The 23,255-nt window shown below is 65.0% G+C and carries 24 protein-coding genes; 17 read left to right on the top strand and 7 right to left on the bottom strand.

Annotated features, from left to right (window positions below; all coding sequences use genetic code 11):
- Together B0G38_RS16435 and B0G38_RS16430 are read left to right on the top strand one after the other, a co-directional pair.
- A partial coding sequence (locus tag B0G38_RS16435; protein WP_264670399.1) for an HNH endonuclease signature motif containing protein occupies positions 1-1,141 on the top strand: 1,141 nt, incomplete at its 5' end.
- A 161-nt stretch (positions 1,142-1,302) separates the two neighbouring features.
- The gene (locus tag B0G38_RS16430; protein WP_264670398.1) at positions 1,303-2,274 is read left to right on the top strand and encodes a D-2-hydroxyacid dehydrogenase; all 972 of its coding nucleotides are present in this window, start codon (positions 1,303-1,305) and stop codon (positions 2,272-2,274) included.
- Positions 2,275-2,307: 33 nt separating this feature from the next.
- Here B0G38_RS16430 and B0G38_RS16425 read toward each other — a convergent pair whose 3' ends face one another.
- From B0G38_RS16425 to B0G38_RS16415, 3 genes are all read right to left on the bottom strand, one after another.
- Positions 2,308-2,850: a hypothetical protein gene (locus B0G38_RS16425; RefSeq protein WP_264670397.1), complete on the bottom strand. Its 543-nt coding sequence runs from the start codon at positions 2,848-2,850 to the stop codon at positions 2,308-2,310.
- On the bottom strand, positions 2,847-4,136 hold the full coding sequence (locus B0G38_RS16420) for a serine/threonine-protein kinase (RefSeq protein WP_264670396.1): 1,290 nt from the start codon (positions 4,134-4,136) through the stop codon (positions 2,847-2,849). The genes B0G38_RS16425 and B0G38_RS16420 overlap by 4 nt, the downstream gene beginning before the upstream one ends.
- 218 nt (positions 4,137-4,354) lie before the next feature.
- A complete protein-coding gene (locus B0G38_RS16415) occupies positions 4,355-4,813 on the bottom strand; it encodes a DUF4383 domain-containing protein (RefSeq protein ID WP_264670395.1) in 459 nt (152 codons plus the stop codon).
- Between the two features lie 153 nt (positions 4,814-4,966).
- Here B0G38_RS16415 and B0G38_RS16410 point away from each other — a divergent pair, with 153 nt between their 5' ends.
- The 4 genes from B0G38_RS16410 to B0G38_RS16395 all read left to right on the top strand — a co-directional run bounded on the left by B0G38_RS16410 (position 4,967) and on the right by B0G38_RS16395 (position 9,018).
- Positions 4,967-6,643 (top strand): molybdopterin-dependent oxidoreductase, encoded by a 1,677-nt coding sequence (locus B0G38_RS16410; RefSeq protein WP_264670394.1) that lies wholly within the window; start codon positions 4,967-4,969, stop codon positions 6,641-6,643.
- A gap of 131 nt (positions 6,644-6,774) precedes the next feature.
- The gene (locus tag B0G38_RS16405) at positions 6,775-7,461 is read left to right on the top strand and encodes a fasciclin domain-containing protein (protein ID WP_264670393.1); all 687 of its coding nucleotides are present in this window, start codon (positions 6,775-6,777) and stop codon (positions 7,459-7,461) included.
- 145 nt (positions 7,462-7,606) lie between these two features.
- Positions 7,607-8,188 (top strand): ECF RNA polymerase sigma factor SigK, encoded by a 582-nt coding sequence (gene sigK / locus B0G38_RS16400; RefSeq protein WP_264670405.1) that lies wholly within the window; start codon positions 7,607-7,609, stop codon positions 8,186-8,188.
- The gene (locus B0G38_RS16395) at positions 8,188-9,018 is read left to right on the top strand and encodes an anti-sigma factor (RefSeq protein ID WP_264670392.1); all 831 of its coding nucleotides are present in this window, start codon (positions 8,188-8,190) and stop codon (positions 9,016-9,018) included. The genes sigK and B0G38_RS16395 overlap by 1 nt, the downstream gene beginning before the upstream one ends.
- Positions 9,019-9,104: 86 nt before the next feature.
- On the opposite strand, the gene B0G38_RS16390 is transcribed toward B0G38_RS16395, so the two are convergent.
- Both B0G38_RS16390 and B0G38_RS16385 read right to left on the bottom strand, forming a co-directional pair.
- Positions 9,105-10,784 (bottom strand): thiamine pyrophosphate-dependent enzyme, encoded by a 1,680-nt coding sequence (locus B0G38_RS16390; RefSeq protein WP_264670391.1) that lies wholly within the window; start codon positions 10,782-10,784, stop codon positions 9,105-9,107.
- 209 nt (positions 10,785-10,993) lie between these two features.
- Positions 10,994-11,650 carry a GntR family transcriptional regulator gene (locus B0G38_RS16385; RefSeq protein ID WP_264670390.1) on the bottom strand — a complete coding sequence of 219 codons (657 nt, stop codon included), beginning with the start codon at positions 11,648-11,650 and terminating at the stop codon, positions 10,994-10,996.
- A gap of 185 nt (positions 11,651-11,835) precedes the next feature.
- On the opposite strand from B0G38_RS16385, the gene B0G38_RS16380 reads away from it, so the two are divergent.
- The 11 genes from B0G38_RS16380 to B0G38_RS16330 all read left to right on the top strand — a co-directional run bounded on the left by B0G38_RS16380 (position 11,836) and on the right by B0G38_RS16330 (position 22,228).
- Complete coding sequence (locus B0G38_RS16380; protein WP_264670389.1) at positions 11,836-12,900, top strand: aromatic ring-hydroxylating dioxygenase subunit alpha; 1,065 nt, start codon at positions 11,836-11,838, stop codon at positions 12,898-12,900.
- An 8-nt stretch (positions 12,901-12,908) separates the two neighbouring features.
- Positions 12,909-13,358: a hypothetical protein gene (locus B0G38_RS16375; RefSeq protein WP_264670388.1), complete on the top strand. Its 450-nt coding sequence runs from the start codon at positions 12,909-12,911 to the stop codon at positions 13,356-13,358.
- Positions 13,346-14,413, top strand: a complete 1,068-nt coding sequence (locus tag B0G38_RS16370; protein WP_264670387.1) for a succinylglutamate desuccinylase/aspartoacylase family protein — start codon at positions 13,346-13,348, stop codon at positions 14,411-14,413. Before B0G38_RS16375 ends, B0G38_RS16370 begins: the two co-directional genes overlap by 13 nt.
- Positions 14,414-14,480: 67 nt before the next feature.
- Complete coding sequence (locus tag B0G38_RS16365; protein WP_264670386.1) at positions 14,481-15,422, top strand: ABC transporter substrate-binding protein; 942 nt, start codon at positions 14,481-14,483, stop codon at positions 15,420-15,422.
- 17 nt (positions 15,423-15,439) lie between these two features.
- Complete coding sequence (locus tag B0G38_RS16360; protein ID WP_169991414.1) at positions 15,440-16,378, top strand: amino acid ABC transporter permease; 939 nt, start codon at positions 15,440-15,442, stop codon at positions 16,376-16,378.
- Positions 16,375-17,172, top strand: a complete 798-nt coding sequence (locus B0G38_RS16355; protein ID WP_319801260.1) for an amino acid ABC transporter ATP-binding protein — start codon at positions 16,375-16,377, stop codon at positions 17,170-17,172. The genes B0G38_RS16360 and B0G38_RS16355 overlap by 4 nt, the downstream gene beginning before the upstream one ends.
- 21 nt (positions 17,173-17,193) lie before the next feature.
- Positions 17,194-18,147: a PDR/VanB family oxidoreductase gene (locus B0G38_RS16350; protein ID WP_264670385.1), complete on the top strand. Its 954-nt coding sequence runs from the start codon at positions 17,194-17,196 to the stop codon at positions 18,145-18,147.
- A gap of 141 nt (positions 18,148-18,288) precedes the next feature.
- Positions 18,289-19,242: an Lrp/AsnC family transcriptional regulator gene (locus B0G38_RS16345; RefSeq protein ID WP_264670384.1), complete on the top strand. Its 954-nt coding sequence runs from the start codon at positions 18,289-18,291 to the stop codon at positions 19,240-19,242.
- A gap of 177 nt (positions 19,243-19,419) precedes the next feature.
- Complete coding sequence (locus B0G38_RS16340; RefSeq protein WP_169991408.1) at positions 19,420-20,184, top strand: DUF5058 family protein; 765 nt, start codon at positions 19,420-19,422, stop codon at positions 20,182-20,184.
- A 38-nt stretch (positions 20,185-20,222) separates the two neighbouring features.
- Entirely contained in the window at positions 20,223-20,957 is a 735-nt protein-coding gene (locus tag B0G38_RS16335; RefSeq protein WP_264670383.1) for a hypothetical protein, read from the top strand.
- Positions 20,958-20,980: 23 nt separating this feature from the next.
- The gene (locus tag B0G38_RS16330) at positions 20,981-22,228 is read left to right on the top strand and encodes an amidohydrolase (RefSeq protein WP_264670382.1); all 1,248 of its coding nucleotides are present in this window, start codon (positions 20,981-20,983) and stop codon (positions 22,226-22,228) included.
- On the opposite strand, the gene B0G38_RS16325 is transcribed toward B0G38_RS16330, so the two are convergent.
- Positions 22,185-22,709: a hypothetical protein gene (locus tag B0G38_RS16325; protein ID WP_264670381.1), complete on the bottom strand. Its 525-nt coding sequence runs from the start codon at positions 22,707-22,709 to the stop codon at positions 22,185-22,187. The genes B0G38_RS16330 and B0G38_RS16325 overlap by 44 nt on opposite strands.
- A gap of 100 nt (positions 22,710-22,809) precedes the next feature.
- A complete protein-coding gene (locus tag B0G38_RS16320) occupies positions 22,810-23,241 on the bottom strand; it encodes a VOC family protein (RefSeq protein WP_264670380.1) in 432 nt (143 codons plus the stop codon).
- Between the last annotated feature and the right edge of the window lie 14 nt (positions 23,242-23,255).

Here is a 23,255-nt window from a genome sequence, read left to right as displayed (position 1 = left end):
GGCCGAAGACGCCGAGACCGGCAACGCGCACGGGTTCTCCTCCTGCGCCGCAACGGAGATCGCCGCGGCCCTGGCCCAGCCCCGCGGCAGCGCGGTGAAGGACCTGGCCGAGGCCGCGCAGCTGTGCGAGCATTTGCCGGCCACGGTGGAGGCGATGGCCGCCGGGAACCTGGACCTGCCGCGGGCCACCGCCATCGCCCGCGGCTCCGCCGACCTGCCCGAAAACCTGCTGCCGGCGTTCGAGGCCAAGGTCCTGCCCAAAGCTGGCAGGGTCACGGTCGAGAGTGTGCGGGCCCGTGCCCGCAAGGCCCGTGAACGGCTGCACCCGGAAACCCTCACCATCCGCCATGAACGCGCGAACCAGTCCCGGAACGTCGGCCTGGTGCCGCAGGATGACGGGATGGCCGAAGTCTGGTTCCGCTGCAGCGCGGACAAAGCGGTGATGGTGTTCAACCTGGTCCAGGCCCTCGCGAAGAAGCTGCAAGGCCCCGAAGAGGCCCGGACCCTGCCCCAGCTGCGCGCCGACGTCATCACCGACCTGATCCTCAAAGGTGGCAGCGGCACCTGCGTTGGGAACTGCTCGGGTCAGGGGACGGGCAACGGTGCAGGCGCAGGGGCGACGGCCAGTGTCGCGGTCACGTTGTCGTTGGAGACCGCGGCAAGGTTGAGCGAGGAGCCCGGCGAACTCGCCGGGTACGGGCCGATCCCGCCGGAAACGGCCCGGAACCTCGCCGGACTGGCAAAGTCGTGGCTGCTGGTGCTTACCGATGGATACGGTAAAGCGATTGCCGCCGCGAAAGACCTGCGGCATCCGCCCGAATGGCTCAAACGACTCGTCCGCTTACGTGACGGGCATTGCAGCGGCCCCGGCTGCCGCGTGGAAGCCCGGTTCTGCGAGGTCGACCACACCATCGCCTGGGAAGACGGCGGTAAAACCGTCCTGGAAAATCTTAAGGCCGCCTGCAAACCCGACCATCGTGCGAAGCACAAAGGTGGCTGGAAAGTCACCCAATACCCAGATGGCAGCACCACCTGGAAATCGCGGACCGGCCACGAATGGACCAGCACCCCCGAAAACAGCTGGTCCATCCGCCCGCCAACCGAACCGACGCCGGACCTCTACACCCCACCACCGTTCTGACGCTGGCATACAGCCGTGGCGCCGCGCCGTGCGACCTGTGAAAGATATCCGATGTCTGCAAGTCGACGTCGTACGCCTCGAGGAAGCCGACAGGCAGTGAGAGCAACCAATCCCCGGTACGGTAGTCCTCCAAAGCGCAGTTTGGCTACTAGATTGGACAGATGAACGCAAAGCCCATAATCACCGTCCTGGCAGGGGACAGGCCTGTTATCGGACTGGAGAAGCTGCAGGAACACGCGGAGTTCAGGATTACGGACATCGAGGGTCTGGAAGCCGCGCTGTCTGGGGCGGAGGTGCTGTACCTGTGGGACTTTTTCGCCGAGGGGCTGCGGGAGGTGTGGCCCAGCGCGGACGCACTGAAGTGGATCCACGTGCCAGCAGCCGGTGTGGACAAGCTGCTCTTTCCGGAGCTCGTCGAATCGGACGTGGTGGTCACGAACGCCCGCGGCATCTTCGACCGGCCGATGGCGGAGTTCGTGCTTGGCGGCATCCTGCATGTCGCCAAGGGATTCGGAGTGGCGGGGGAGCGGCAGCGCCGGCAGCAGTGGGAAAGCTGGCCGACAACGGAGGTTGCAGGGGCACGGGTGCTGGTGGCCGGCACCGGGAGCATCGGCCGCTGCACCGCCAGGCTCCTGCGCGCCGTCGGAATGGAGGTGGACGGATTGGGCCGTACCGCCAGGACCGGGGACCCTGACTTCGGGACTGTCCACGCCAGCGCAGACTTTGCCCGGGCCGCCGGCGATTATGACTACGTGGTGCTCGCCGCTCCACTGACGACGGCGACAGAGAGGATGGTCAGCCGGACAGTCTTGGAAGCGATGAAGCCGTCTGCCGTGCTGATCAATGTGGGCCGGGGCAGGCTGGTGGACCAGGACGGTCTCGTTCAGGCCCTGCGTACCGGGCGGCTGGGCGGCGCGGTGCTCGACGTCTTCGAAACCGAGCCGTTGCCCAAGGGTCACGCGTTGTGGCAGCTGGACAACGTCCTCGTCACTCCGCATATGTCAGGCGATTCCCAGAACTGGCTGGACGAACTAGCCGCGCAGTTCGAAAGCAACTTCCATGCCTGGCGACAGGGGAAACCGATGGCGAATGTGGTGGACAAGCGGCTCGGCTTTGTTCCGCGGGACCGTTAACCGGCGGTCACGTAACCGGCGGTCACGCCTGCATCAGTGGTGTCCGTGATCTGAGTCGTCTCGTTCGTCATCCCACTGATCCCATGACTCGTCTTGCTGGTCATCCCACCGATCCTGGTCTTCGTCATCCCAACTGTCCCGGCCGTCGTCGTTCTCCCACTGTTCCCAGTCCTCATGTCCCTCGGAGTTCCGCCAGTCTTCACCATCATCGGAGAAGGTTTCCTCAGGGGCCGGACGGTCCGCCGTTTGGGTCACGTCCGACTGGGCGGTTTCCTCGGCCAGCACCTCGAGATCGTTGCGGACTTTGGCCAAGGCCTTCGCAGCTTCCTGCTGAATTTCCGCCGCGATATGCCCATTCGCGGCTGCCTTGTCCAAGTCGTTCTCCAGCAGGCCAACTTCGTCCAGAGCAGTGGAAAGGTTCTGTTCTGATGCAAGTTGCCTGATGGTGCTGGCCCGTTCCTGCAGGGTGTCGAGGGCGGTTGCGGCCGGATTCTCCTGCTGGGCGCAACCTGCCAGCAGTGCCGTGGCTGCTACGCCGGCCAGAAAGATTCGGGCGAGGGCTGTCGGCCGGTTCATGGGGTGAGGCTTTCTTCGAGCTGTTGCAGGTGCTCGTCCAGCTCCGCAGGCACAGCCGGAGAAGGCGTTTGCGCGGGGCCGGAGCTCCCGGAGGTGGCGATCACGGCACCGAAGATCAGTGCCGCGACCATGAGGATCAAGGCCACTGACGCAAGGCCGAGTTGCAGCATGGACGGCTTTCGTCTGCCGCGGGTCCGCGTGGCTGCGGACCCGGACAGCGCTATCGGATATACCGGGGCCGGTTGACGGGTCGGCCTTTCCGGCAGGGCCTGCCAGGGCAGGCCTCGCGTGGCGTTGGTCATGAGGCTCGTCTTCAGGACGGGCAGGGCAATGTGTGCTATCGGCGGTTCGTTGCCCGGGCGAGCAGCAACGGGCGGCATGGCAGCGGATCTGACACCGGAACGCACATCGGAACCGGCACGGGCAGCGGCGACGGGTGCCTCGCTACCGGAAATCCTGCGGAGGACTTGAGCGGCCTCGACTGCTGCGGGACGATGCCGGGGATCAATGGCTGTCATGGATTCAAGAAGCCGGGCCAAGTCCACCCCGAGGTGACTCGGTATTCTTGGCGGACGCGCCAGCCTGGCTCTTGCCGATGCCAAGGGCTGGCCGGGGTACTCCAATTCGCCCGTGAGGCACTGCAGCAACACCAGGCCAAGAGAGTAGACATCTGAAGGAGATCCAACGGCTGAGCCGACCACCTGTTCTGGGCTGAGGTAGCTGGCAGTGCCCAAAATAATCCCGGAGGCGGCCAGCGGCGTCCCATTGATCATGCTGGCAATGCCGAAATCGGCCAGCTTGGGGTGCGGAGCTTCATCATCGAAGTAGCGGGCCATCACGATGTTGGCCGGCTTCACATCCCGATGGACTATGTTGCGCCGGTGGATGTAGTGAAGGGCGGAAGCCAACTCGGCACCGAGCCGGATTGTTTCCAGGTAGTCCAGGGGCCCTACATCCAGATGCCGCCCGAGGTCGACCCCGGGGATGAGTTCCATGACCAGCCAGGACACGGTCCCGCCGTCGAAAGGGGAGCTGCCGGCATCGTAGAGCGTGACCAAACCCGGGTGGTTCAGCCGGGCCAAGGTCGCGATTTCCTCCTGGTGCCACCGGAGCCGTTCCGGATCAACGGGATCCGGGCGGTAAACCTTGAGCGCCACTTCGCGGCCAAGGACTTCGTCCTCGGCGCGGTAAACGGTACCCATGCCGCCCAGCCCGATGACCGGACCCACTCGGTACCGGCCGGCCAGAAGATTATTCGAGATACCCGGAACTGAGTGGTCGGTCATCAGATTCCCCGTCAATCCCGGCGGAGTTCTGGTGGCAAAGACGCTGTGTTTAGCTGTCATAGCGGTCCGCTCCCTGCAGCCAGACGTGTTAGCTGGCCTTGCTCGCGTAGTTCCCCCTGCGGGGCTATACCTGAGACCTTAGGCGGCGAATCTATGAAGAAGCTGTGACAGACCTTTGTTCCTCAGGTCAGATGCTCCCTGCGTCCGGCGTTCCCAGATCAGGCCTTGGCAGCCGTGTGGCCTCGTCCCAGGAGAAGACCGAGGCCGAGCATGGCGACGCCCAGGACGAAGTGCAGCCAGTTATCGGCCATGTTCAGCGGAACGAAGTTGGCCGGAGACTCGTGCCCGATGACCAGCCCGTAGATCCAGAGCACAAGGTAGATTGCTCCGCCCCAGATAAGGTAGCTTCGCGAGCCGGTCCAGCTGCGCGACAGCGCCAGACCGACGACGCCGAAGAGCAGGTGCACAACGTTATGCAGGACTGAAACCTGGAACAGTCCCAGCAGCATGGCGCCGGACTGGTGACCTGCGAAACTCAGCTGATCGACCCCGCTGGTAATGCCGGGAACAAAGCCCAGGATCCCGACCAGCAGGAAGACCGCGCCGACGGCCAAAGTTACTGTCTGAACGCTGGTCCGCCTGCCACCACGGATGCTGGTTTGATCTGACGTAGTCATGATGCTCTTCCTCTCTGATGGACTTACTTCTCGGCGGCCACGTAGTTGTCGTGTGGACTCGCCTGTCAGTTATTCGGAGCGGACGCGCGGGTGGTTTGGACCTTCTGTGAAAATCCGGCCAATACTTTTGGTTCGCGGCTACGAATACCGGGTGTGAAGAAGCTCAAGAGAATCCCCTTGTCCGCCCTGGCCGCCGCGCTCGCCGGACTGGTTTCGGCCGGTGTGCTGCTGGGAGTCGCCCAGCTGGCCGGCGTCTGGTTCCGTCCGGCCGCTTCGCCGCTGGTCGCCCTCGGTGCCGCGTTTATCGATTTCACGCCGGCCTGGCTGAAGAATTTCGCCGTCGAAACCTTCGGCACGGCGGACAAGACGGTCCTGTTCATCGCTATGGGTGTAGTCACGGCGGTACTGGCCTGCCTGGTCGGACTGCTCGCCCGGCGCCGCTGGACCTGGGGCGCCGCAGCGGTGGTACTGCTGGGCGCGGTCGTCGGCGCGGCAGTGATCACCCGGGCGGGCGCCAATGTCCTGGATTTAATCCCGACGGCCGCGGGCACCCTGGCCGGACTCGTTTCGCTGCGGCTGCTGGAGCGCCGCATCCCTCAGGCAAGAGAAACTGGCGCTGCAACTGCCGACCCTGCTGCGGCCGCCGATCCTCCTGCAGTTGCCGACCCTGCTGCAACCGCCGATCCTGCTACGGACGTTACCCCGGGTCCGGCCGTTGCCGGCGGCCGGTCGCCGTCCGGTCCCGCTCCCTCCGACCCGCCGACAAGGCGATCCTTCTTTGCCGCAGCAGGCATGCTCGCCGTTACCGCGGCGGTCATGGGGGCTGGCGGCACCGCGCTCGCTGGCCTGCGCAACAGCGTGGAGGATTTCCGCAAGGCACTCCGGCTGCCATCGGCGTTCCGCAAAGCAGACCCACTGCCGGCGGGTGTCCATGCACCGGTAGATGGAGTGGTCCCCTTCGTCACGCCCAACGCGGACTTCTACCGGATCGATACGGCGCTGGCCGTGCCCCGGGTTGATCCGCAGACCTGGCAGCTGCGCGTGCACGGCATGGTGGAGGAGGAGTTCACAATGTCCTTCCAGGAGCTGCTGGATTCCGAACTGCTGGAGTCCTATGTGACGCTGACCTGCGTCTCCAACCCCGTCGGAGGGGACCTGGCCGGCAACGCCAAGTGGCTGGGCTATCCGCTGGCGAAGGTACTGGAACGGGCGCGCCCGCTGCCCGGCGCGGACATGGTGCTCTCCACCAGTGCCGACGGCTTCAGTGCCTCGACTCCGCTGGAGGTGCTGCGGGACGGCCGGGATGCGTTGCTCGCGGTCGGCATGAACGGCGAACCGCTGCCGCTGGACCACGGTTTCCCCGTGCGGATGGTGGTGCCCGGGCTCTACGGCTTTGTTTCGGCCACGAAGTGGGTGGTGGATCTGGAGGTCACGAGGTTCCAGGACAAGACCGCCTACTGGACGGACCGCGGCTGGTCGGAGCGCGCCCCCATTAAGACCGCGTCACGGATCGAAGCCCCGCGGCCGTTCGCACGTGTGCCGGCAGGCAAGATCGCGGTAGGCGGCACCGCGTGGGCCCAGCAACGCGGTATCGAACGGGTGGAAGTGCAGGTGGACGACGGGCCCTGGGAGGAAGCCGAGCTGGCCGCCGAAGCCACGGTGGACACCTGGCGCCAATGGTCGTTCAGTTGGCAGGCCGAGCCCGGGCAGCATTACCTGCGCGTCCGGTCCTACGACGCGGTAGACGGACTGCAGACCGATGAGCGGGCAGACCCGATTCCGAATGGTGCCTCGGGCTGGCATTCCATCAGCGTCACGGTCGAACCCTGACCGGTCCCAAAGTTTTTCCGATGTCATCCAATCCATCCCGGCACCCGTTCCGAATACATCATGACAGCCCGGAAGCGTTGCTTCCGGAACAGGAGGCGGCAGCAGCCGCGCCACCCTCAAGGAGAAAAGCCATGTTGAAGAACAGCAGCAGGAACTTTGCAGCACTCGGAATGATCGCAGTGGCGACCCTCGGCCTGTCCGCTTGCGGCGGCGGGTCCGAGGAATCGGGCGACGCCGGCGCGGCTCCCGAATCCACCACCGGATCCGAGTCGACCACAACCGAGTCCATGGCGCCGGAGTCCGGCGAAGCCATGGATCCGGCCGCCAACCTGGTCGGCCCGGCCTGCGCCGACTACGCAGCAGCAGTACCGGACGGCGCAGGATCCGTGGCAGGCATGGCGCAGGACCCGGTTGCCGTCGCCGCCTCCAACAACCCGATGCTCACCCAGCTGACCGCAGCGGTCTCCGGCGAGCTCAACCCCAAGGTTGACCTGGTGGACACGCTGAACAGCGGCGAATTCACCGTCTTCGCACCGGTGGATGAGGCCTTCGGCGCCATCCCGGCCGAAACCCTGGAAACCCTCAAGACCGACGACGCCACACTGAGCACCATCCTGACCTACCACGTGGTGGAAGGACAGCTGAGCCCGGAGGAGATCGTCGGTGAGCACACCACCGTGCAGGGCGAGTCCGTCGAGGTCAGCGGCAGCGGCGACGAGCTGATGGTCAACGACGCCAAGGTTGTCTGCGGCGGCGTCCAGACCGCCAACGCCACCGTCTACATGATCGATTCGGTCCTGATGCCTCCGGCCAAGTAGCCGGAAAAACTCCGCCTAGGGGAGCGGAAAGGGGAGAACGACGGCGGCAGCCCGCCTGCCGCCGTCGTTCATCGCCAAAAAAGCAGGGCCGACACAGTGATCAGGGAGGTGCAGAGTGTCCGACGGGCGTGAGAACCTTGAATCCATGCGATTGCCATGGCTGCGGCCCGTGGGGCCGGACGCCCCGCCGACACAGGAGGAGCTCATCCGGCGCGTGGCGCTGGGGGACGAATCCGCGTTCGAATCGCTCTATGACTCGGTGTCGCCCACCATCTTCGGGCTGGTGCGCAGGGTGGTCAGGGACCCGGCCCAAAGCGAGGAAGTCACGCAGGAAATCTTCGTCGAAATCTGGCAGAACGCGGCCCGGTTCGACGCGGACCGCGGCAAGGCCCTCTCCTGGATCCTGGTGATCACCCACCGGCGGGCCGTGGACCGGGTGCGGGCCAGCCAGGCCAGCATGGACCGGGACCTGCGCCAGGGGGCCAAGGAATACCAGGCCAGTTACGACGACGTCGCGGATACAGTTGAACTGCGGCTGGAGTCCGAACGCGTGAACAAGGCGCTCGCCAGCCTGACGGACAGCCAGCGCGAGGCGATCACGCTGGCCTACTACGGAGGCCATACCCACCGGGAAGTCGCCACCATGCTGCACATTCCGGTGGGAACAGTAAAGACGCGGATCCGCGATGGCATGATCCGCCTAAGGGACAAGTTGGGAGTGGCGTGATGGACGAGCAGTTGCATCTGTTGACCGGCGCGTACGCCCTCAACGCCTTGGACGACGACGAACGCGATGCCTTTGAACGGCATGCCCTGGGAGCCGTGGATACCCGCGAGGAAGTCCGTGGATTGAGCGAAACCGCCGCCATGCTGGCCTACGGCACGCCCGCCGTCGCCCCGCCGCCTGAGCTGAAATCCAAGGTGATGGCTTCCATCCGCAACACCCGCCAGCTGCCCGTTGACGCAGTGGTCGCGGACCTCGATACGAAACGGCTCGAGGGCGGGGCGGGCCGGACCGGCCGCAGGGCCAGGGTTGGCGGCACAGACCGCGGTTCGGACGGTGCCAGGGCCAGAAGCACGACGGCGGTGCGCTGGCTAAGTGCCGCGGCCGGAGTTCTGCTGGTCACCACCGCCGCACTGGGTGGCTGGGCCGTGGGCGTCTCCAATGACCAGGAACGGACCGAGCAGCGCCTCCAGGCGCTGGCCGAGCAGCAGACCCAGGTGATGTCGGTCCTGACGGCGCCGGACGCCAAGATGATTCCGGCACGGATGCCGGACGGCGCCGCGGTGACCATCGCGTTGTCCGCGCAGGCTGACAAAGCCGCGGTGATCACGCACGACCTCCCGCAGCTGGAGCAGGACCGGACCTACGAGCTGTGGCTGATCTCGGACGAGGGTGCCCAGCCCGCCGGCCTGATCCAGACGGACGCCGCGGGGCAGACCAGCATGAGACTGCTGGAAGGCATCTCCGCTGCCACCCATCTGGGCATCACCGTGGAACCTGCCGGCGGATCACCCCAACCCACCACGGATCCGATCATGCTGCAGGAGCTCTAGGCTGAGCCGGTCCGGCTAGCACCAACCATTAAACGAAGCGGGCGGCCACCGAAAGGTGACCGCCCGCCGTCGTGAGTCCGGCGCTCTTAGTAGGCGCGGACCCGCTGCTCGACCACGAGGTGGATGAGGGCAAAGGTCTTCTGCTCGTCGATTGCCTTCAGGGCCGCTTCGAGGGCGGCGGGCACATCGGCGTCGTTCTCTACCTTGATGCCGAAACCACCGAAGGCCTGGGCCATCAGCGCGAACTCCGGGTTCTTCAGCTGGGTGCCGGAGATCCGCTGGGGGTAGTGCCGCTCCTGGTGCGTGCGGATGGTGCCGTATTCCTGGTTGTCCATCACGATGACCAGCGGAGTGGCGCCGTACTGCGCGGCCGTGGCCAGCTCCTGGCCGTTCATCAGGAACTCGCCGTCGCCGGCGATGGTCACCACACGGCGTCCGGGATGCGCCAGCGAGGCGGCGATAGCGGACGGGATCGAGTAGCCCATGGAACCGTTGCGGGCACTGAGCATCGAGGCGTACTGCTGGGTGGGGAAGTAGCGGTGCGCCCAGTTGGTGTGCTCGCCGGCGCCCAGCGTGACCATGGCGTCTTCGGGCAGGCCGCGGACCATGTTGGCCATAAGGGTGTCCATGCGGGCCTGGCCGGCCGTGGGCTCGGCCTGCGGCAGGGCGGCGAACTTCTCCTGCTCGGCGCGCATGCGCTCGGTCCAGGTCTTCCATTCCGGCTTGACCGGCAGGTCCATCATGACAAGGTCGCGCACAAAGACGTCGGGCTTCGCCACGATCTGGTGCGAGACCGCACCGGAGCGGCCGCGCAGCGAGGAATCGATGGTGACGAGGAAATTCTTCTTCGACCAGTCCTGGCGGACAAGGAAACCGTCGGTGATGACGTCGCCCGGGACGGTGCCGACGAAGATCAGCAGGTCCGTTTCCTCCAGCAGGTCGTACGTCGGCTTGGGCCGGCCATAGCCGATCGGACCTACGTAGGACGGCGAATCGAAGGGGACTATTCCTTCGCAGCGCCACTCGGCCGCGGCGGCAATATGGTGGTCCTCCAGCCAGTTGGACAGGGCCGTCGCGCCCTCCTGGGTCCAGTCATTGCCGCCGACTACGAACAACGGTTTCTCTGCATCCTTGAGCGCGGACTTCAGCGCCTTCCAGTCCGTGACGGTCATGCCGCCCTGGGCTACGGGGATTTCCGGGTGCAGTGTCGGGTCGACCTGCTCGCGGATGATGTCTTCCGGCAGACCAACGACGACGGGGCCCGGGCGTCCGCTCATGGCGGCGAACATGGCTTCGGCGACGATTTCGGACGCGCGCTCCGCGTGGTCCAGCACCATGACGCGCTTGGCACCGGTGTCGAACCAGGACTTGATGTCGAACTCCTGGAAAGCCTCGCGGTCCCGGTGCTCGAAGGGAATCAGTCCGACAAAGAGGACCATCGGGGTGGAGTCCTGCCACGCGGTATGCAGGCCGACGTGCGCGTTGGCCGCTCCCGGGCCGCGGGTGACCATGGCGATGCCGGGGACCTGGTTCATCTTGCCGTCGGCCTCGGCCATGTAGGCGGCGCCGCCTTCGTGGCGGCAGACCACGGTCTCGATGTCGGACTCATGCAGGCCGTCGAGGACATCCAGGAAGCTCTCGCCCGGAACCACATAGGTGCGCTTCACCCCGTGGGCCACCAGCGTGTCCACAATGACGTGCCCGGCTGACTTCAGCAGCGGCTGCTGCTCCTTGGCGTCGGCTGGTTCCACGGTCAACTGCGTCATGGGTGTCCTCTTTCATCTTTGAATGAACAGTTTGGTCGGTTCGTCAATGTGCGGTCGCATGGATTTTGCACATTGCGATTGAGCAAAAGTTACATCACTAACGGCGTAGGACGTCAGCGGGCAGGACACAGTGGGGTAATGAATGTGAAACGCGGCACTTTGGGTTGTTTTGTCCGATTGCCGCGCCTCGGCGGGCTGGAAGGCACGCTTCAGCCGATCGGCTCGAAGCGGTTGGGGTCTTTAACATCGTGGCAGTGTGCCAGGACCTCGACGGCGCGGGCGATGTCCTGGTCCTTGAGTGCCTGCAGAATGCGGCGGTGGTCGTGGATGACCTTGGCCTGGTGCTCGGGGCCTTGGCGGTAGGTGAGGGTGATGCGGTGCTGGATGGGGTGGTTCCAGATCGATGTGATGACGCCGCGCAGGTAGTCATTGCCCGAGGGCTCGACCAGGGCAAGGTGGAACGCCCGGCCAAGCCGGAAGAGTTCGGCGCTGTCCGCGGGATCGACAATTTCCGTTTCATCGATGAGTCCCTTGAGCCGCACCAGTTGCTGGGGCGTGTAAGCACCGGCCGCACGCTGGACCGCAAGGGATTCGAGCGCGTAACGGACCTCGTAGACATTCTCGATCTCGCGTTCATCTAACTCGTTGACGATGTAGCCCTTACCCGGGACCAGCGTCGTCAGTCCTTCAATGGTCAGCTGGGTCAGGGCGTCGCGCACCGGCGTGCGTGAGACGCCGTATTGTGCGGCGACGGTCTCCTGAGCCAGCGCCGAACCCGGCTCGATGGTCCCGCTGATGATGTCGGTGCTGATCTGTTCGTAAACGCGCACGGCCAGTGGCCTCACATCATTCGGCATTCCGGCCATGGCGGTCCTCCTTGGTTCTGATCCATCTTGGCATGAAGTTGTTCCCGCCAGCATCAGCCCCGCTGCCCGTGCATGGTCAGGACCGATGGCTGGATAAGCATTTGCAAGCCTTTTCCTAAAAGTGGTTGACCTCACATCGCTCCTCTGAATACAGTGTATACACGCTGAACGAGGAGATCTAGAAAATGTATGTGTTGAACACCTGGTACGTAGCCGCGTGGTCCACGGAAGTGACGCGCAAGCCGGTTCGCCGGGTCATCTGCGAACAGCCCATCGTCCTGTTCCGCACCCAGTACAACCAGACCATCGCGCTGGCGGACCGCTGTGCCCACCGGGCCTTTCCGCTGTCCGAAGGCCGAACCATCGGCGACTCGGTGGAATGCGGCTACCACGGCTTCACCTATGGGCCCGATGGCGTGTGCACGAAGGTTCCGGCCCAGTCTTCGATTCCGGAACGCGCAAAGGTGCGCAAGTATCCGGTGGTCGAACAGGACGGCTGGATCTGGGTCTGGACCGGCGATCCCGAACTGGCGAACCCGGCCGACGTGCCCGATACGCACTGGATGGTGGACCCGGAATGGGCCACGGTGACGCACTCATACCACTTCAAGTGCCGCGCTGATCTGATCCACGACAACCTGCTGGACCTGACCCACGAGTCCTTCCTGCACAAGACCACCGTGGGAGACGACTACATCTACGAACACGGCATCACGGTAGAGGTCGAGGGCAACGTGGTCAGCGTCGACCGCCTGATGCCCTCGGTGGCAGCACCCCCGCTTTACGCCGAAACGATGGACGCGCGCGGACTGTTCGACCGCTTCCACTGCACCGAATTCTTCGTGCCGAACCTGCATGTCCTCCACTCCGGTATCACGGGCGAGGGCAAGCCTCGCGAGGAGGGCTACCTGATCAAGGTCCTCAACGGCATCACCCCGATCGACGAGCACAATTCCTGGTACTACTACGCCTTCAGCCGCAACTTCGCCGTCGACAACGAACAGGCGACCGAGGATCTCCGCATAGGTTTGGCCACGGTGCTGGACGAGGACGCATCGGCGCTGGAGGCGCAGGAGATCGGCATGCAGACCCGGCCCGAGGGCGAGTTCGACGTGCTGATCGCCCAGGATGGCGGCGTGGCCAAGGCCCGCCGTATCCTGAGCGCCCTGCTGAAGAAGGAACAGCAGGCGAAGTCCGCCGCGGCCGGATCAGCTGTCCGTCGGGAGCCGGTTGCTCCCAAGACGGCGTAGGTGCCCGCATGTGGATGCTGATCCGAGCCAACGCGCTGGGCGGGGAGGCCGCGGCTGAATCCGGTGCCAGGATTCTTGCGGCCTGTCCTGACTCGGCCGAGCGCGGCGACCCATGGCGCTGGACCGTGGAGCTGGATGAATCCGGACCGGAACCGGCAGTAGTGCTCGACGCCGATGCCAGCTACATCTCCTCCGAAAACCACCGCTACACCGGCGGCTATACAGGAGTGCTGCAGCGTGGAGCCGGCGAGCAGCTGGTGGTGACGGGACTGGCAGGCGAAGCACTCGTCGCCGCGGAGGACGGCCCCTGGGAGCGCTGGCTCCGGGCGGGCGACGTTTTCATCGTCGAAGGCGAGGAAGCCGAGACCCTCAGGCTGTCGCTGGCAGCCGGCAATGCGGCCGTCCAAGTCATCACCCTCGCCCCAAGGCAAGCCAAGGTTCTGCGGTGGGTCCCTTGACCGCCGCTAGCGCCGTCGACACCCAGCACGGTACGTCAGGTACGGCCTTGCACGGGATCGAAACGGGCCGGGCCGGCAAGCAATTGGGTTTTGCCGGCCTGTCGCATTCGGACAACGTCTACGACAACGGGCTGATTCCGGTGCCGGTCGCGGTCATCTCCTCGGGAACCGGGCCAACGGCGTTGCTGGTGGCCGGCACCCACGGGGACGAATACGAAGGCCAGGTGGTGCTGCACGAACTGATCCGCTCGCTGGAACCGGAGCACCTGAACGGCACGGTGGTCATCGTGCCCGCCGCGAATGCGCCGGCAGTACGGGCCGGCACCAGGGTTTCGCCGATCGACGGCGGCAACCTCAACCGCAGCTACCCGGGACAAGAGCTCAGCGGTCCCACGGACCAGGTCGCCGATCTGATCGCGGGCACGCTGCTGCCGGAGGCCGACGTCGTTATTGATCTGCATTCGGGCGGTTCCAACTCCACCTACCTGCCGAGCATGTTCATCTACCGTGGGCCCGACCAGCAGACGTGGGAGCGGAAGGTCTCCGCGTCGCGGGCCATGGGACTGCCCTATGTGATCGCAGTGCAGCCCCGCCTTGAACCGGGTTCGCTCAGTACCGCGGGCGACGACGCCGGCGTGCTGGCACTGTCCACGGAACTCGGCGGCGGAGGCACGGTGGATCCGGGCATTCTGGCTGACGCGCGGCGCGGCGTGCGCTCGCTGCTGGCCCACATGGGAATCCTGGCAGCGCAGCCCGGCACCGAAGCGGAGCCGGAAGCAACGGCCGCCGAACCGACCTGGTTGGAGCTGGTGCCCGATTCCCCGGTCATGGCTACCGCTGCGGGGATCTTCGAACCGCTGGTGGGCCTGGGCCAGCGGGTCCGGGCGGGCGATCCAGTTGCCCGGGTCCATGCCATCGATGACCTGGCGCGTCCGCCCCAGGAATACACGGCCCGGGTGGACGGCGTCGTCGCCATCTTGCGCCGGCCCGCACTGGTCGCGCTGGGCAACTACCTGCTGCATGTCGCACCTGAACTTGAAGCACCGAGGCACTGATCGTCTCCTGATCAATGCCGGATATCCATAACCGGACAACGCTGTCCGGACCATGAGAGGAAAATCCATGCGTCATTCCCGTCAACGTGCCACCCGTTCAACCATCCTGGCCGGCTCCGTCCTGCTGGCCTTGTCCCTGAGTTCCTGCACCAATGCTTCCCAGGCCGCACCGGAGCCGGCAGGTTCCGCTGCGTCAGCCGGATCCGGTGCCGACGCCGTTGCCCTTAACGAGGCAGCCAGGGACCTGCTGCCTGAGGAGATCCGGGCCGCCGGAACCCTCCGCGTGGCCTCGGACCCGACCTACGCTCCATTCGAGTACTACGACACCGACAACAAGACGATGATCGGTTACGACGTCGACTTCTCGGACGCCGTGGGCGCCGCTCTGGGCCTGGAAGTCGAACACGTGCCGGCAACGTTCGATACCATCCTGCCGGGGCTGGCCTCCGGCAAGTACGACATGGCCATGTCGACGTTCTCGATCACACCGGAACGCGAGAAGATCGTGGACTTCGTGAAGTACCTCGACGGTGGTTCCGGTGTCGCTGTTCTGCCGGGAAACCCCAAAAATATCTCCATGGACGCCCTGAGCATGTGCGGCAAGAAGATCGCCGGCCAGAAGGGCTCGATCCAGTCCATGGACTATCTGCCCAAGTTCTCCAAGGAATGTGTCGACGCCGGCAAGGAGCCCATCACTATTCGCAACTTCCCGGGGCAGACGGATGCCAACCTTGCGCTCACCTCCGGCCGGGTGGATGCCGTTGTCGCTGACAGCATGTCGCTGGCCTACCAAGGTAAGGAAGCCGACGGACAGTTCGAGCTTGCCGCCGGCGAGGATTACGACCCGATCCCCACTGGCATCGCGCTAAGCCAGGACGGCGGGCTGCAGAAAGCTGTCACCGAGGCCACCCGGGGCATCCTCGACAGCGACTACTACCAGGAAATCGGCGACAAGTGGGGCATCCCTGACTCTGTCCTGCTGACCTCCGACGCCCTCGACAAGAAGTAGGGAGAGGAAGCAGCCGCATGACTGCCGTGACTACCCGAACCGAGCAAGCAGCCGCCACCAGCGACGGCTACACCGTTGTGAAGGCCAAACATCCCGGCCGCTGGCTGTCCGCCGTCGTCATCATTGTGATCGCGGGGCTGTTGCTGCGCTCCGTGATTACCAACCCCAACTTCGGTTGGGACATCGTGGGACTGTACCTGCGCGATGTTTCCATTGGCCGCGGCATCCTGGTCACCCTTGGGCTGACCGCGATCAGCATGGCTATCGGCATCGTGCTCGGTGTGATCTTCGCAGTCATGCGGCTCTCGGCCAATCCGATTGTCCGCAGCGCCGCCTTCGCCTACGTCAACTTCTTCCGTGGCACGCCGGTGCTGGTGCAGCTGCTGTTCTGGTTCAACCTGGCGGCACTGTACCCGGTCATCACCCTCGGCATCCCCGGCGTTCAACTGGACGCTAACCAGCTGATCACACCCATGACAGCAGCAATCCTCGGACTCGGCCTGAACCAGGGCGCGTACATGTCCGAGATCGTCCGGGCCGGCATCCTCTCCGTGGACCACGGGCAGACCGAGGCGGCCGAGGCCTTGGGCATCACCCGGCTGCAGACCATGCGCCGGGTGGTCCTGCCGCAGGCGATGCGGGTGATCATCCCGCCGACGGGCAACGAAACCATCGGCATGCTCAAGACCACCGCCTTGGTCAGCGTGATCTCGGTGCCGGAACTGCTGTATTCGGCGCAGATCATCTATGCACGGACCTTCGAGACCGTGCCGCTGCTGATCGTCGCCAGCCTCTGGTACCTGCTGATCACCTCGATCCTGACAGTTGGCCAGTACTACCTGGAGCGGCGGTTTGCCCGTGGCAACCAGCGGAACCTGCCGCCGACGCCGCTGCAGCAGCTGAAAAGGTTTTTCGCCACCCATGACGCACTCTCCCTGAAAGGCGGCAAAAAATGACGACGGCGCACGACGTTGAACCGATGGTCAAAGCCAACGCGATCTGCAAGAACTTTGGCTCCAACCAGGTGCTCAAGGGCATCGACCTGCACGTCCAACCCGGAGAGGTAGTGTGCCTGATCGGCCCGTCCGGATCCGGGAAGAGCACGTTCCTGCGCTGCATCAACCATCTGGAAACGGTCGACGGCGGCCGGATGTGGGTCAATGGGAAGATCGTCGGCTATGACCTGAAGGGCAGCAAGCTTTACGAGCAGAGCCATAACGATATCTGCCGCAGCCGCTCCGAAGTGGGCATGGTCTTCCAGCAGTTCAACCTGTTCCCGCACATGACCGTGCTGGAGAACCTGATTGAGGCGCCGCGGCTGGTGCGGAGGGAGAAGAAAACCGAGGCTGTGGCACAGGCCATGACCTTGCTGGAGAAGGTGGGCCTGGCCGAGAAGGCCCGGGCCTATCCGCGCCAGCTCTCCGGCGGCCAGCAGCAGCGGGTAGCGATCGCCCGTGCCCTGTGCATGGAGCCGCAGCTGATGCTCTTTGACGAGCCGACCTCCGCCCTGGACCCGGAACTGGTGGGCGAGGTCCTGAAGGTGATGAAGGACCTGGCCCACTCCGGCATGACCATGGTGGTGGTCACGCACGAGATGAACTTTGCCCGCGACGTCGCCGACCGGGTGGTCTTCATGGCCGACGGTTACGTGGTGGAGCAGGGCCCTGCCCGGGAGGTCATCACCAATCCGCAGAACGAACGTACCAAGGCCTTCCTCGCCTCGGTGCGCTCCGAACCGGCCGTGGCCTGAACTATCAACGGTGAATGAATCATGAATGAAGAATTTTTCGACGTCGAGGTCCGCTCGATCCAACGCGAGTCCAGCAGCGTGGTCTCGCTGCGGCTGGAACACCCATTGGGGGAGGAGCTGCCGGAATGGGAGCCCGGCTCCCACGTGGATGTCCTCCTGCCCAACGGGATTCTGCGCCAGTACTCGCTCTGCTCCGAGACTGCTGACCGGACTGCATGGCGGCTGGGTGTGCTGCGCGAAGCCGAAGGACGCGGCGGCTCGGCCTACGTCCACGACGAGCTGAAGCCGGGGACCAAGATCCAGCTCCGCGGACCGCGCAACAACTTCGCGCTGGAGCCAGCCACTGGCTATGTCTTCATCGCCGGCGGGATCGGCATCACCCCGGTGCTGCCGATGGTCCGCAACGCCGCCGAACGAGGGGTTCCCTGGCGGCTGGTCTACCTAGGGCGCAGCCGGGAATCGATGGCATTCCTGGAGGAAATACAGGCGCTCGGCGGGAACGTCGAAATCCACGCCGACGACGAAAGCGGTCTCTACCCGCTCGCAGACCTGCTGGGCGGGCTGGAGGCGGGCACGCACGTGTACGCCTGCGGGCCAGGGCCGCTGCTGAATGTGCTGCAGTCGTTCGCCGACGGGTGGGATGATGCCAAGCGCTTCCACTGCGAGCGGTTTACCGCTGGCGACCAAGCCTCGGCCAACCCCTCCGGCGAGTCTTCCTTCGTGGTGGAACTAGCCGACGGCACCGAGGTTCCGGTGGGACAGGATGAAACCATCTTGCAGGCGCTGGAGAACGTCGGGATCAACCAGCCGAACTCCTGCCGGGAAGGAATCTGCGGTACCTGCGAGACCGGCGTGCTGGGTGGCGAGATCGATCACCGGGACTCGCTGCTCTCCGACGACGAGCGCGAGGCTGGTGACACCATGATGATCTGTGTCTCCCGGTGCAAGGGCAAGCGGCTGCTGCTGGACCTGTGAGGCATCCCCGCTGCTTGTAAGCTGGACGAATGCTTCGACGCCCTGCTGGCCTGTCCCCGGTTCCGTCCAGCCCGATGCCGCCGCGCGCCGGCTGTAGCGGGGGCAGCGGACGGCGCGGCTCCGCCGGAAGGGAGTAGGCGCGTGCACGAGTTGACAGTGCTGGAGCAGCAGATTGTCACTGCACTTCAAATAGACCCGCGCGCGTCCTGGCGGAAAATCGCCATGGTCCTCAGAGAACCCGAGCGGACCGTAGCCCGCCGGGGGAGCGAACTGCTCGAGTCCGGCATCGTCGGCGTGCTCGGGATCCGCTTGCGGCCGACACCGGTACTGGTTGAAATGCGCTGCGCCCCGGGGACTGCCCGGGTCGCAGTCCAGGCGATGGCTCAACGAGCGGATACTTCCTTCGTCTATATGGTCACGGGTACTACCGACTGCCTGGCCGAGATCCTCACCGACCGGGACCGGCTGCATTCGGCGCTGGCCGATGAGCTGCCCGGAATTGCCGGACTCCAACATGTCAACACCTACCCGATACTGCGCTACTTCAAGACTCTGCGGGCCTGGCAGCCCGGGCCGCTCACGCTTGAACAGCGCGCCGCACTGCAGCCCGTCCCGCTCAAGGATCCGGCAGTGTTCGGCGAATACCCGGAGATGACCAAGGCCGACGAGCAGATAGCCACGGTGCTGTGCGAGGACGGCCGGGCGTCCTTCGAAGCCATTGCCCGTCGGGTGGGAGTCTCCGAGGCAACGGCACGGCGGCGCACCGAATGGCTGCTGGAAACCAACACCGTGCACCTGCGCGCCCTCGTCGAACCGGCAACGCTGGGACTGCCTGTCGAGGCATTGTTATGGATCAAGACCAGTCCCGCCCAGCTCGAAACCCTCGGACAGCGCTTGGCCGCGCTGCCGGAGACACGGTACGTGGCTGCGATTACGGGGGACTACCAGATCCTTGCGGACGTCACCGTGGCGAACAACCAGGCGCTGTACGACTTCACCAGCAGCGGCGCCTGGACCGCCGACGTTGCCCAGATCAGCACGTCGCTGCTGCTGCATGCGCGCAAGCGCGGCGGCCGCCTCACACCCGGGAAATAGCAAAACTGCGATCCCGGTGACGCTATCAGCCGCCACTGCCTCCGACGATAGTGCCTCATGGTCGGATTGAGGCAGAGTTTTGGCAGATTCCGTCACCTATTGCTTCTGGCTGGCCGAAAGACGCATTGTTGTTCCAACAGTAAACCGTTTGAGACACACATCACATCTTGAGGAACCATGTCACCCACAACCTCCAGCATTGTCTCCGCCGCCGGCGAATCCACTGACATTCTGGCCATAGCAAACATGCCAGTGCTGTGGATCTGCGCAGCCGGCGTCTTCGCCGTGATCCTTATCCAGTCCGTCATCTATATGAAGGCCGCCCGCAAAGCCGCCCCGGCGGCCGAGATCACCGGCCCCGAGCTGAAGACCGCCTTCCGGTCCGGTGCGATTGCCGCCATCGGCCCGTCCCTCGCCGTCGTCATGGTGGCCATTGCGCTGCTGGCCGTCTTCGGTACACCTGCCGTGCTGGTGCGGATCGGCCTGATCGGCTCGGCTGCCTATGAGACCGGCGCGGCGAGCATTGCGGCCGGTAGTGCCGGGGCGGAACTCGGCGGACCGACTTACACCCAGAACGTCTTCGCCATCGCCTTCTTTGCCATGAGCATGGGCGGCGCGATGTGGATGCTTGCCACTCTGATCCTGACTCCGTTGATGAAACGCGGCGGCACCAAGCTGGCCAAGGTCAACCCGGTGGCCATGTCGATTGTCCCCGGCGCCGCCCTGCTCGGTGCGTTCATCGCCTTGGGCGTTGCCGAGGTACCCAAGTCCATGATCCACGTCTATGCACTGCTCACGTCCGCCGCAGTGATGGGCCTGTGCGCCGCAATCGGCCGGAGCCGGAAGCGCGCCTGGCTGCGCGAATGGGGCTTGGGTTTCGCCATCGTCGCCGGTCTTGTGGTGGCCTACATGGCGCACACGGCCGGAACCCCCGTCGCCTGATCCGCCGCCCTACCGGAACGCTTTGTAAGGAACACATAATGTCTGCAACCAGCATCTCTACGCCCATTACCGCGGCCGAGGCCGAGTCGGATCTTGCCGAATTCGACCGCACTACGTCCCGCTGGGGACGCCTGACCATGATCGCCGGCCTCATCCTCTCGGTGGCCGGGCCGCTGTACCTGGTCTTCTTCACCGGCCTGGACATCAGTGCGGCCCAGCTGTGGACGGCCTTTGCAGCCGTGGCCGCCGTGTTCGCCGTCATCTGGATCGTCGAACCGGTCACGTATTTCCCGATCCTTGGGCCGGCCGCCATGTACCAGGCCTTCATGATCGGCAATATCTCCAGCAAGCTGCTTCCTTCGGCCCTGATTGCGCAGACGCGGATCGGTGCCAAGCCCGGCACCCGCCGGGGTGACTTCGCCGCCGTAGCCGCTATCTGCGGTGCCGCAGCAATCCACCTGGTCTCATTGGCCCTGTTTGTCGGCATCCTTGGCACCTGGCTGATCAGCATCATCCCCGTCGAGGTCATCGACGTTGCCCGGCTCTACGTCCTTCCGTCGGTATTGGGGGCGGTCATCGTGCAAGCGATCCTCACGATCAAGCAGTTGCGGATCACCATCATCGCCGTGGTCGTCGCGCTGTTGGTACAGTTCGTCCTGTTGCCGCTGGTCCCGGCCATCGCCTTCCTGACCACCGGTATCGCCGTGATCGGAACGATTATCGTTTCGTGGCTGGCACGGGACCGTAAGCCCGCTGTCGCCGTCGAGAATTAGACCTTAGAACTACAGGAGAGATGATGACCAACACCCTCGACGCCGTGGAACAGACCGCCGGGCTTGCCCTCACGCAACAGCAACAGGCACAGCTGCACGAGCTCTACCGGCACCTCCACGCCCACCCGGAACTGTCTATGCAGGAGCACCGGACGGCGGAATTCATCGAGCAGCAGTTGGACGGGCTGGGCATCGAAAACTTCCGCTGCGGCGGCACTGGCGTGGTGGGCGTACTGCGCAACGGCAACGGCCCCGTGGTTGGCTTCCGCGCCGATACCGACGGCCTGCCGATCGTGGAAGATACGGGTCTGGATTATGCCAGCACCGACACCGGCATCCTGCCGGACGGCGCCGAAGTGCCGGTGATGCACGGCTGCGGCCACGACACCCACACCGCGGTGTTGCTGACCGTGGCCCGCATATTTGCGGAGTCCCGAGGGGCTTGGGCCGGAACCTTGGTCCTGATCTTCCAGCCTGGTGAGGAGACCGCCGCCGGTGCGGCCGCCATGGTGGCCGACGGACTGTGGGAGCGCGCGCCGAAGCCGGAAATCGTCTATGGCCAGCACGTCATGCCCGGACTTGCCGGGACAGTCTCGCTCTCGGTCGGCAGCGCCATGGCCATGGCGGACTCGCTCAAGGTCACCGTCCACGGCCGCCAGTCCCACGGGTCGCAGCCGCAGGATTCCATCGATCCGGTTGTCCTGGGCGCCCACATGGTGGTTCGGTTGCAGACGATCGTCTCGCGCGAGCTGGATCCCCGGCAGGCTGCCGTGGTCACCGTCGGCACCTTCCACGGCGGGCTGAAAGAGAACATCATCCCCGCGTCCGCGGAGTTCACCCTGAATATCCGCACCTTCGACGACGTTGTCCGCGCCCGGGTGCTCGCCGCCGTGCGGCGCATCGTCTCGGCCGAGGCCTCCGCCTCGGGGGCGCCCGAGCCGGAGATCGAGGAGTTGTACACCTTCCCGGCCTGCTACAACGAGCCCGTCGAGGCCGAAAGCCTGGCCGAGGTGCTGCGGGGCGCGATCGGGCAGGATGCGGTCTCCGTAGTGCCGCCGCTAATGGGCAGCGAGGACTTCGGCCATCTGGCCGCGGCCATCGATGTGCCAGCCGTGTACTGGTTCTTCGGCGGCCATTCCGCGGACGTGGTGAACGGCGAGGGGCCGGTTCCGATGAACCATTCCCCGTTCTTTGCCCCGGTCATGGAGCCCACGCTTTCCACGGGCGTCAAGGCCGCTGTGGCAGCGTTGCGGTCGCGGCTGGGCCGCTAAAACGGCTCCAGCTCAGCAGCAGCGCGGTCAGCACGGCGGCAGCCAGATGGAAATGCAGCATCAGCATGACGTATTCGCCGTGGGGTCCTGCCTGCTCGGTAGCGACGCTGGCCGTGGCCGCCAGCTGTGCAGGGTCCACTTCCGTGTGGTGGGAGTGGGGCCCACCTGCCGAAGAAGCTGCGGATGCGCCTGTTGCCGGCCGTGCGGCACAGGCCTCGAAGGCTAGGTGCAGCACCTGCTGGGCGGCTCCTGCGGACACGATGAGGACCCATTGGGGAGCCTGAACGCGGGACAGTACGGTGGCGGTGAGGGTAGTCAGGGCGGTGATGGCGCCGAGGACCGGAAGGGCCGGCATGGTCCCGCCTGAGGCGAGATGGGCGACCAGCGCCAGCACCATCGTCAGCCCCGCCGCCACCAGGACAGGCACGAGCCGCACCTGTTTGTTCGGCGTTCCGGAAGGACCGGTGGATGCCCTGGCCATCAATGCCCTCCGTACCGTTGCTGGTGTTTTCCGCGTAGAAGTAGTTCGGAGCCACCGGCACAACGGATTGCATTCTTAGCAGGAAAGATCCGTGAACGGACTACTTCTCGCCGGCACCGCTGCGGGCGTCGCTTGGGATCAGCGGCTTGTCGGCCCGGACTTTCAGTTCCTGCACAGCCCACGTATTGCCGTCCGGGTCGCTGAACCCGAAGAAGGTTCCGCCGTCGCGCTTGTCGAAAACGGTGATTTCGCTGGCCTCCACACCGCGGGAGAGGAGTTCCTCGCGGGCGGCTTGAGCATCGGAAACCACCAGCTGGAGGCCGCGCAGGGAGCCGGGTTCCATTTCGCTCTGTGCCGGCAGGTTGCCGATGACGATCGAGCAGCCGGAGCCACGCGGGGTCAACTGGGCCACGTTCATGTGCTCATTGACGGTGTGGTGGTCCAGATCGAAACCGACCTTGTCGCGATAGAACTCGATGGCTCGGTCAATATCGGCGACCGGCAACAGTACTACTTCCAGCGTCCAATCCATGGTGCATCTCCTTG

This window comes from Crystallibacter permensis, from assembly GCF_025960875.1.
GTDB lineage: Bacteria > Actinomycetota > Actinomycetes > Actinomycetales > Micrococcaceae > Crystallibacter > Crystallibacter permensis.
Note: the sequence above shows the minus strand (reverse complement) of the source record. Positions and strands in the feature narration are given on the sequence as shown.

Bases quoted from the DNA above. Each gene is read 5' to 3' on its own strand.
- B0G38_RS16335 (WP_264670383.1), top strand. From the start codon at position 20,223: ATGTCTGCAACCAGCATCTCTACGCCCATTACCGCGGCCGAGGCCGAG.
- B0G38_RS16350 (WP_264670385.1), top strand. From the start codon at position 17,194: ATGAATGAAGAATTTTTCGACGTCGAGGTCCGCTCGATCCAACGCGAG.
- B0G38_RS16405 (WP_264670393.1), top strand. From the start codon at position 6,775: ATGTTGAAGAACAGCAGCAGGAACTTTGCAGCACTCGGAATGATCGCA.
- B0G38_RS16340 (WP_169991408.1), top strand. From the start codon at position 19,420: ATGTCACCCACAACCTCCAGCATTGTCTCCGCCGCCGGCGAATCCACT.
- B0G38_RS16425 (WP_264670397.1), bottom strand. From the start codon at position 2,850: ATGAACCGGCCGACAGCCCTCGCCCGAATCTTTCTGGCCGGCGTAGCA.
- B0G38_RS16395 (WP_264670392.1), top strand. From the start codon at position 8,188: ATGGACGAGCAGTTGCATCTGTTGACCGGCGCGTACGCCCTCAACGCC.
- B0G38_RS16355 (WP_319801260.1), top strand. From the start codon at position 16,375: ATGACGACGGCGCACGACGTTGAACCGATGGTCAAAGCCAACGCGATC.
- sigK (WP_264670405.1), top strand. From the start codon at position 7,607: ATGCGATTGCCATGGCTGCGGCCCGTGGGGCCGGACGCCCCGCCGACA.
- B0G38_RS16325 (WP_264670381.1), bottom strand. From the start codon at position 22,709: ATGGCCAGGGCATCCACCGGTCCTTCCGGAACGCCGAACAAACAGGTG.
- B0G38_RS16320 (WP_264670380.1), bottom strand. From the start codon at position 23,241: ATGGATTGGACGCTGGAAGTAGTACTGTTGCCGGTCGCCGATATTGAC.
- B0G38_RS16385 (WP_264670390.1), bottom strand. From the start codon at position 11,650: ATGGCCGGAATGCCGAATGATGTGAGGCCACTGGCCGTGCGCGTTTAC.
- B0G38_RS16365 (WP_264670386.1), top strand. From the start codon at position 14,481: ATGCGTCATTCCCGTCAACGTGCCACCCGTTCAACCATCCTGGCCGGC.
- B0G38_RS16380 (WP_264670389.1), top strand. From the start codon at position 11,836: ATGTATGTGTTGAACACCTGGTACGTAGCCGCGTGGTCCACGGAAGTG.
- B0G38_RS16420 (WP_264670396.1), bottom strand. From the start codon at position 4,136: ATGACCGACCACTCAGTTCCGGGTATCTCGAATAATCTTCTGGCCGGC.
- B0G38_RS16430 (WP_264670398.1), top strand. From the start codon at position 1,303: ATGAACGCAAAGCCCATAATCACCGTCCTGGCAGGGGACAGGCCTGTT.
- B0G38_RS16415 (WP_264670395.1), bottom strand. From the start codon at position 4,813: ATGACTACGTCAGATCAAACCAGCATCCGTGGTGGCAGGCGGACCAGC.
- B0G38_RS16390 (WP_264670391.1), bottom strand. From the start codon at position 10,784: ATGACGCAGTTGACCGTGGAACCAGCCGACGCCAAGGAGCAGCAGCCG.
- B0G38_RS16360 (WP_169991414.1), top strand. From the start codon at position 15,440: ATGACTGCCGTGACTACCCGAACCGAGCAAGCAGCCGCCACCAGCGAC.
- B0G38_RS16330 (WP_264670382.1), top strand. From the start codon at position 20,981: ATGACCAACACCCTCGACGCCGTGGAACAGACCGCCGGGCTTGCCCTC.
- B0G38_RS16375 (WP_264670388.1), top strand. From the start codon at position 12,909: ATGTGGATGCTGATCCGAGCCAACGCGCTGGGCGGGGAGGCCGCGGCT.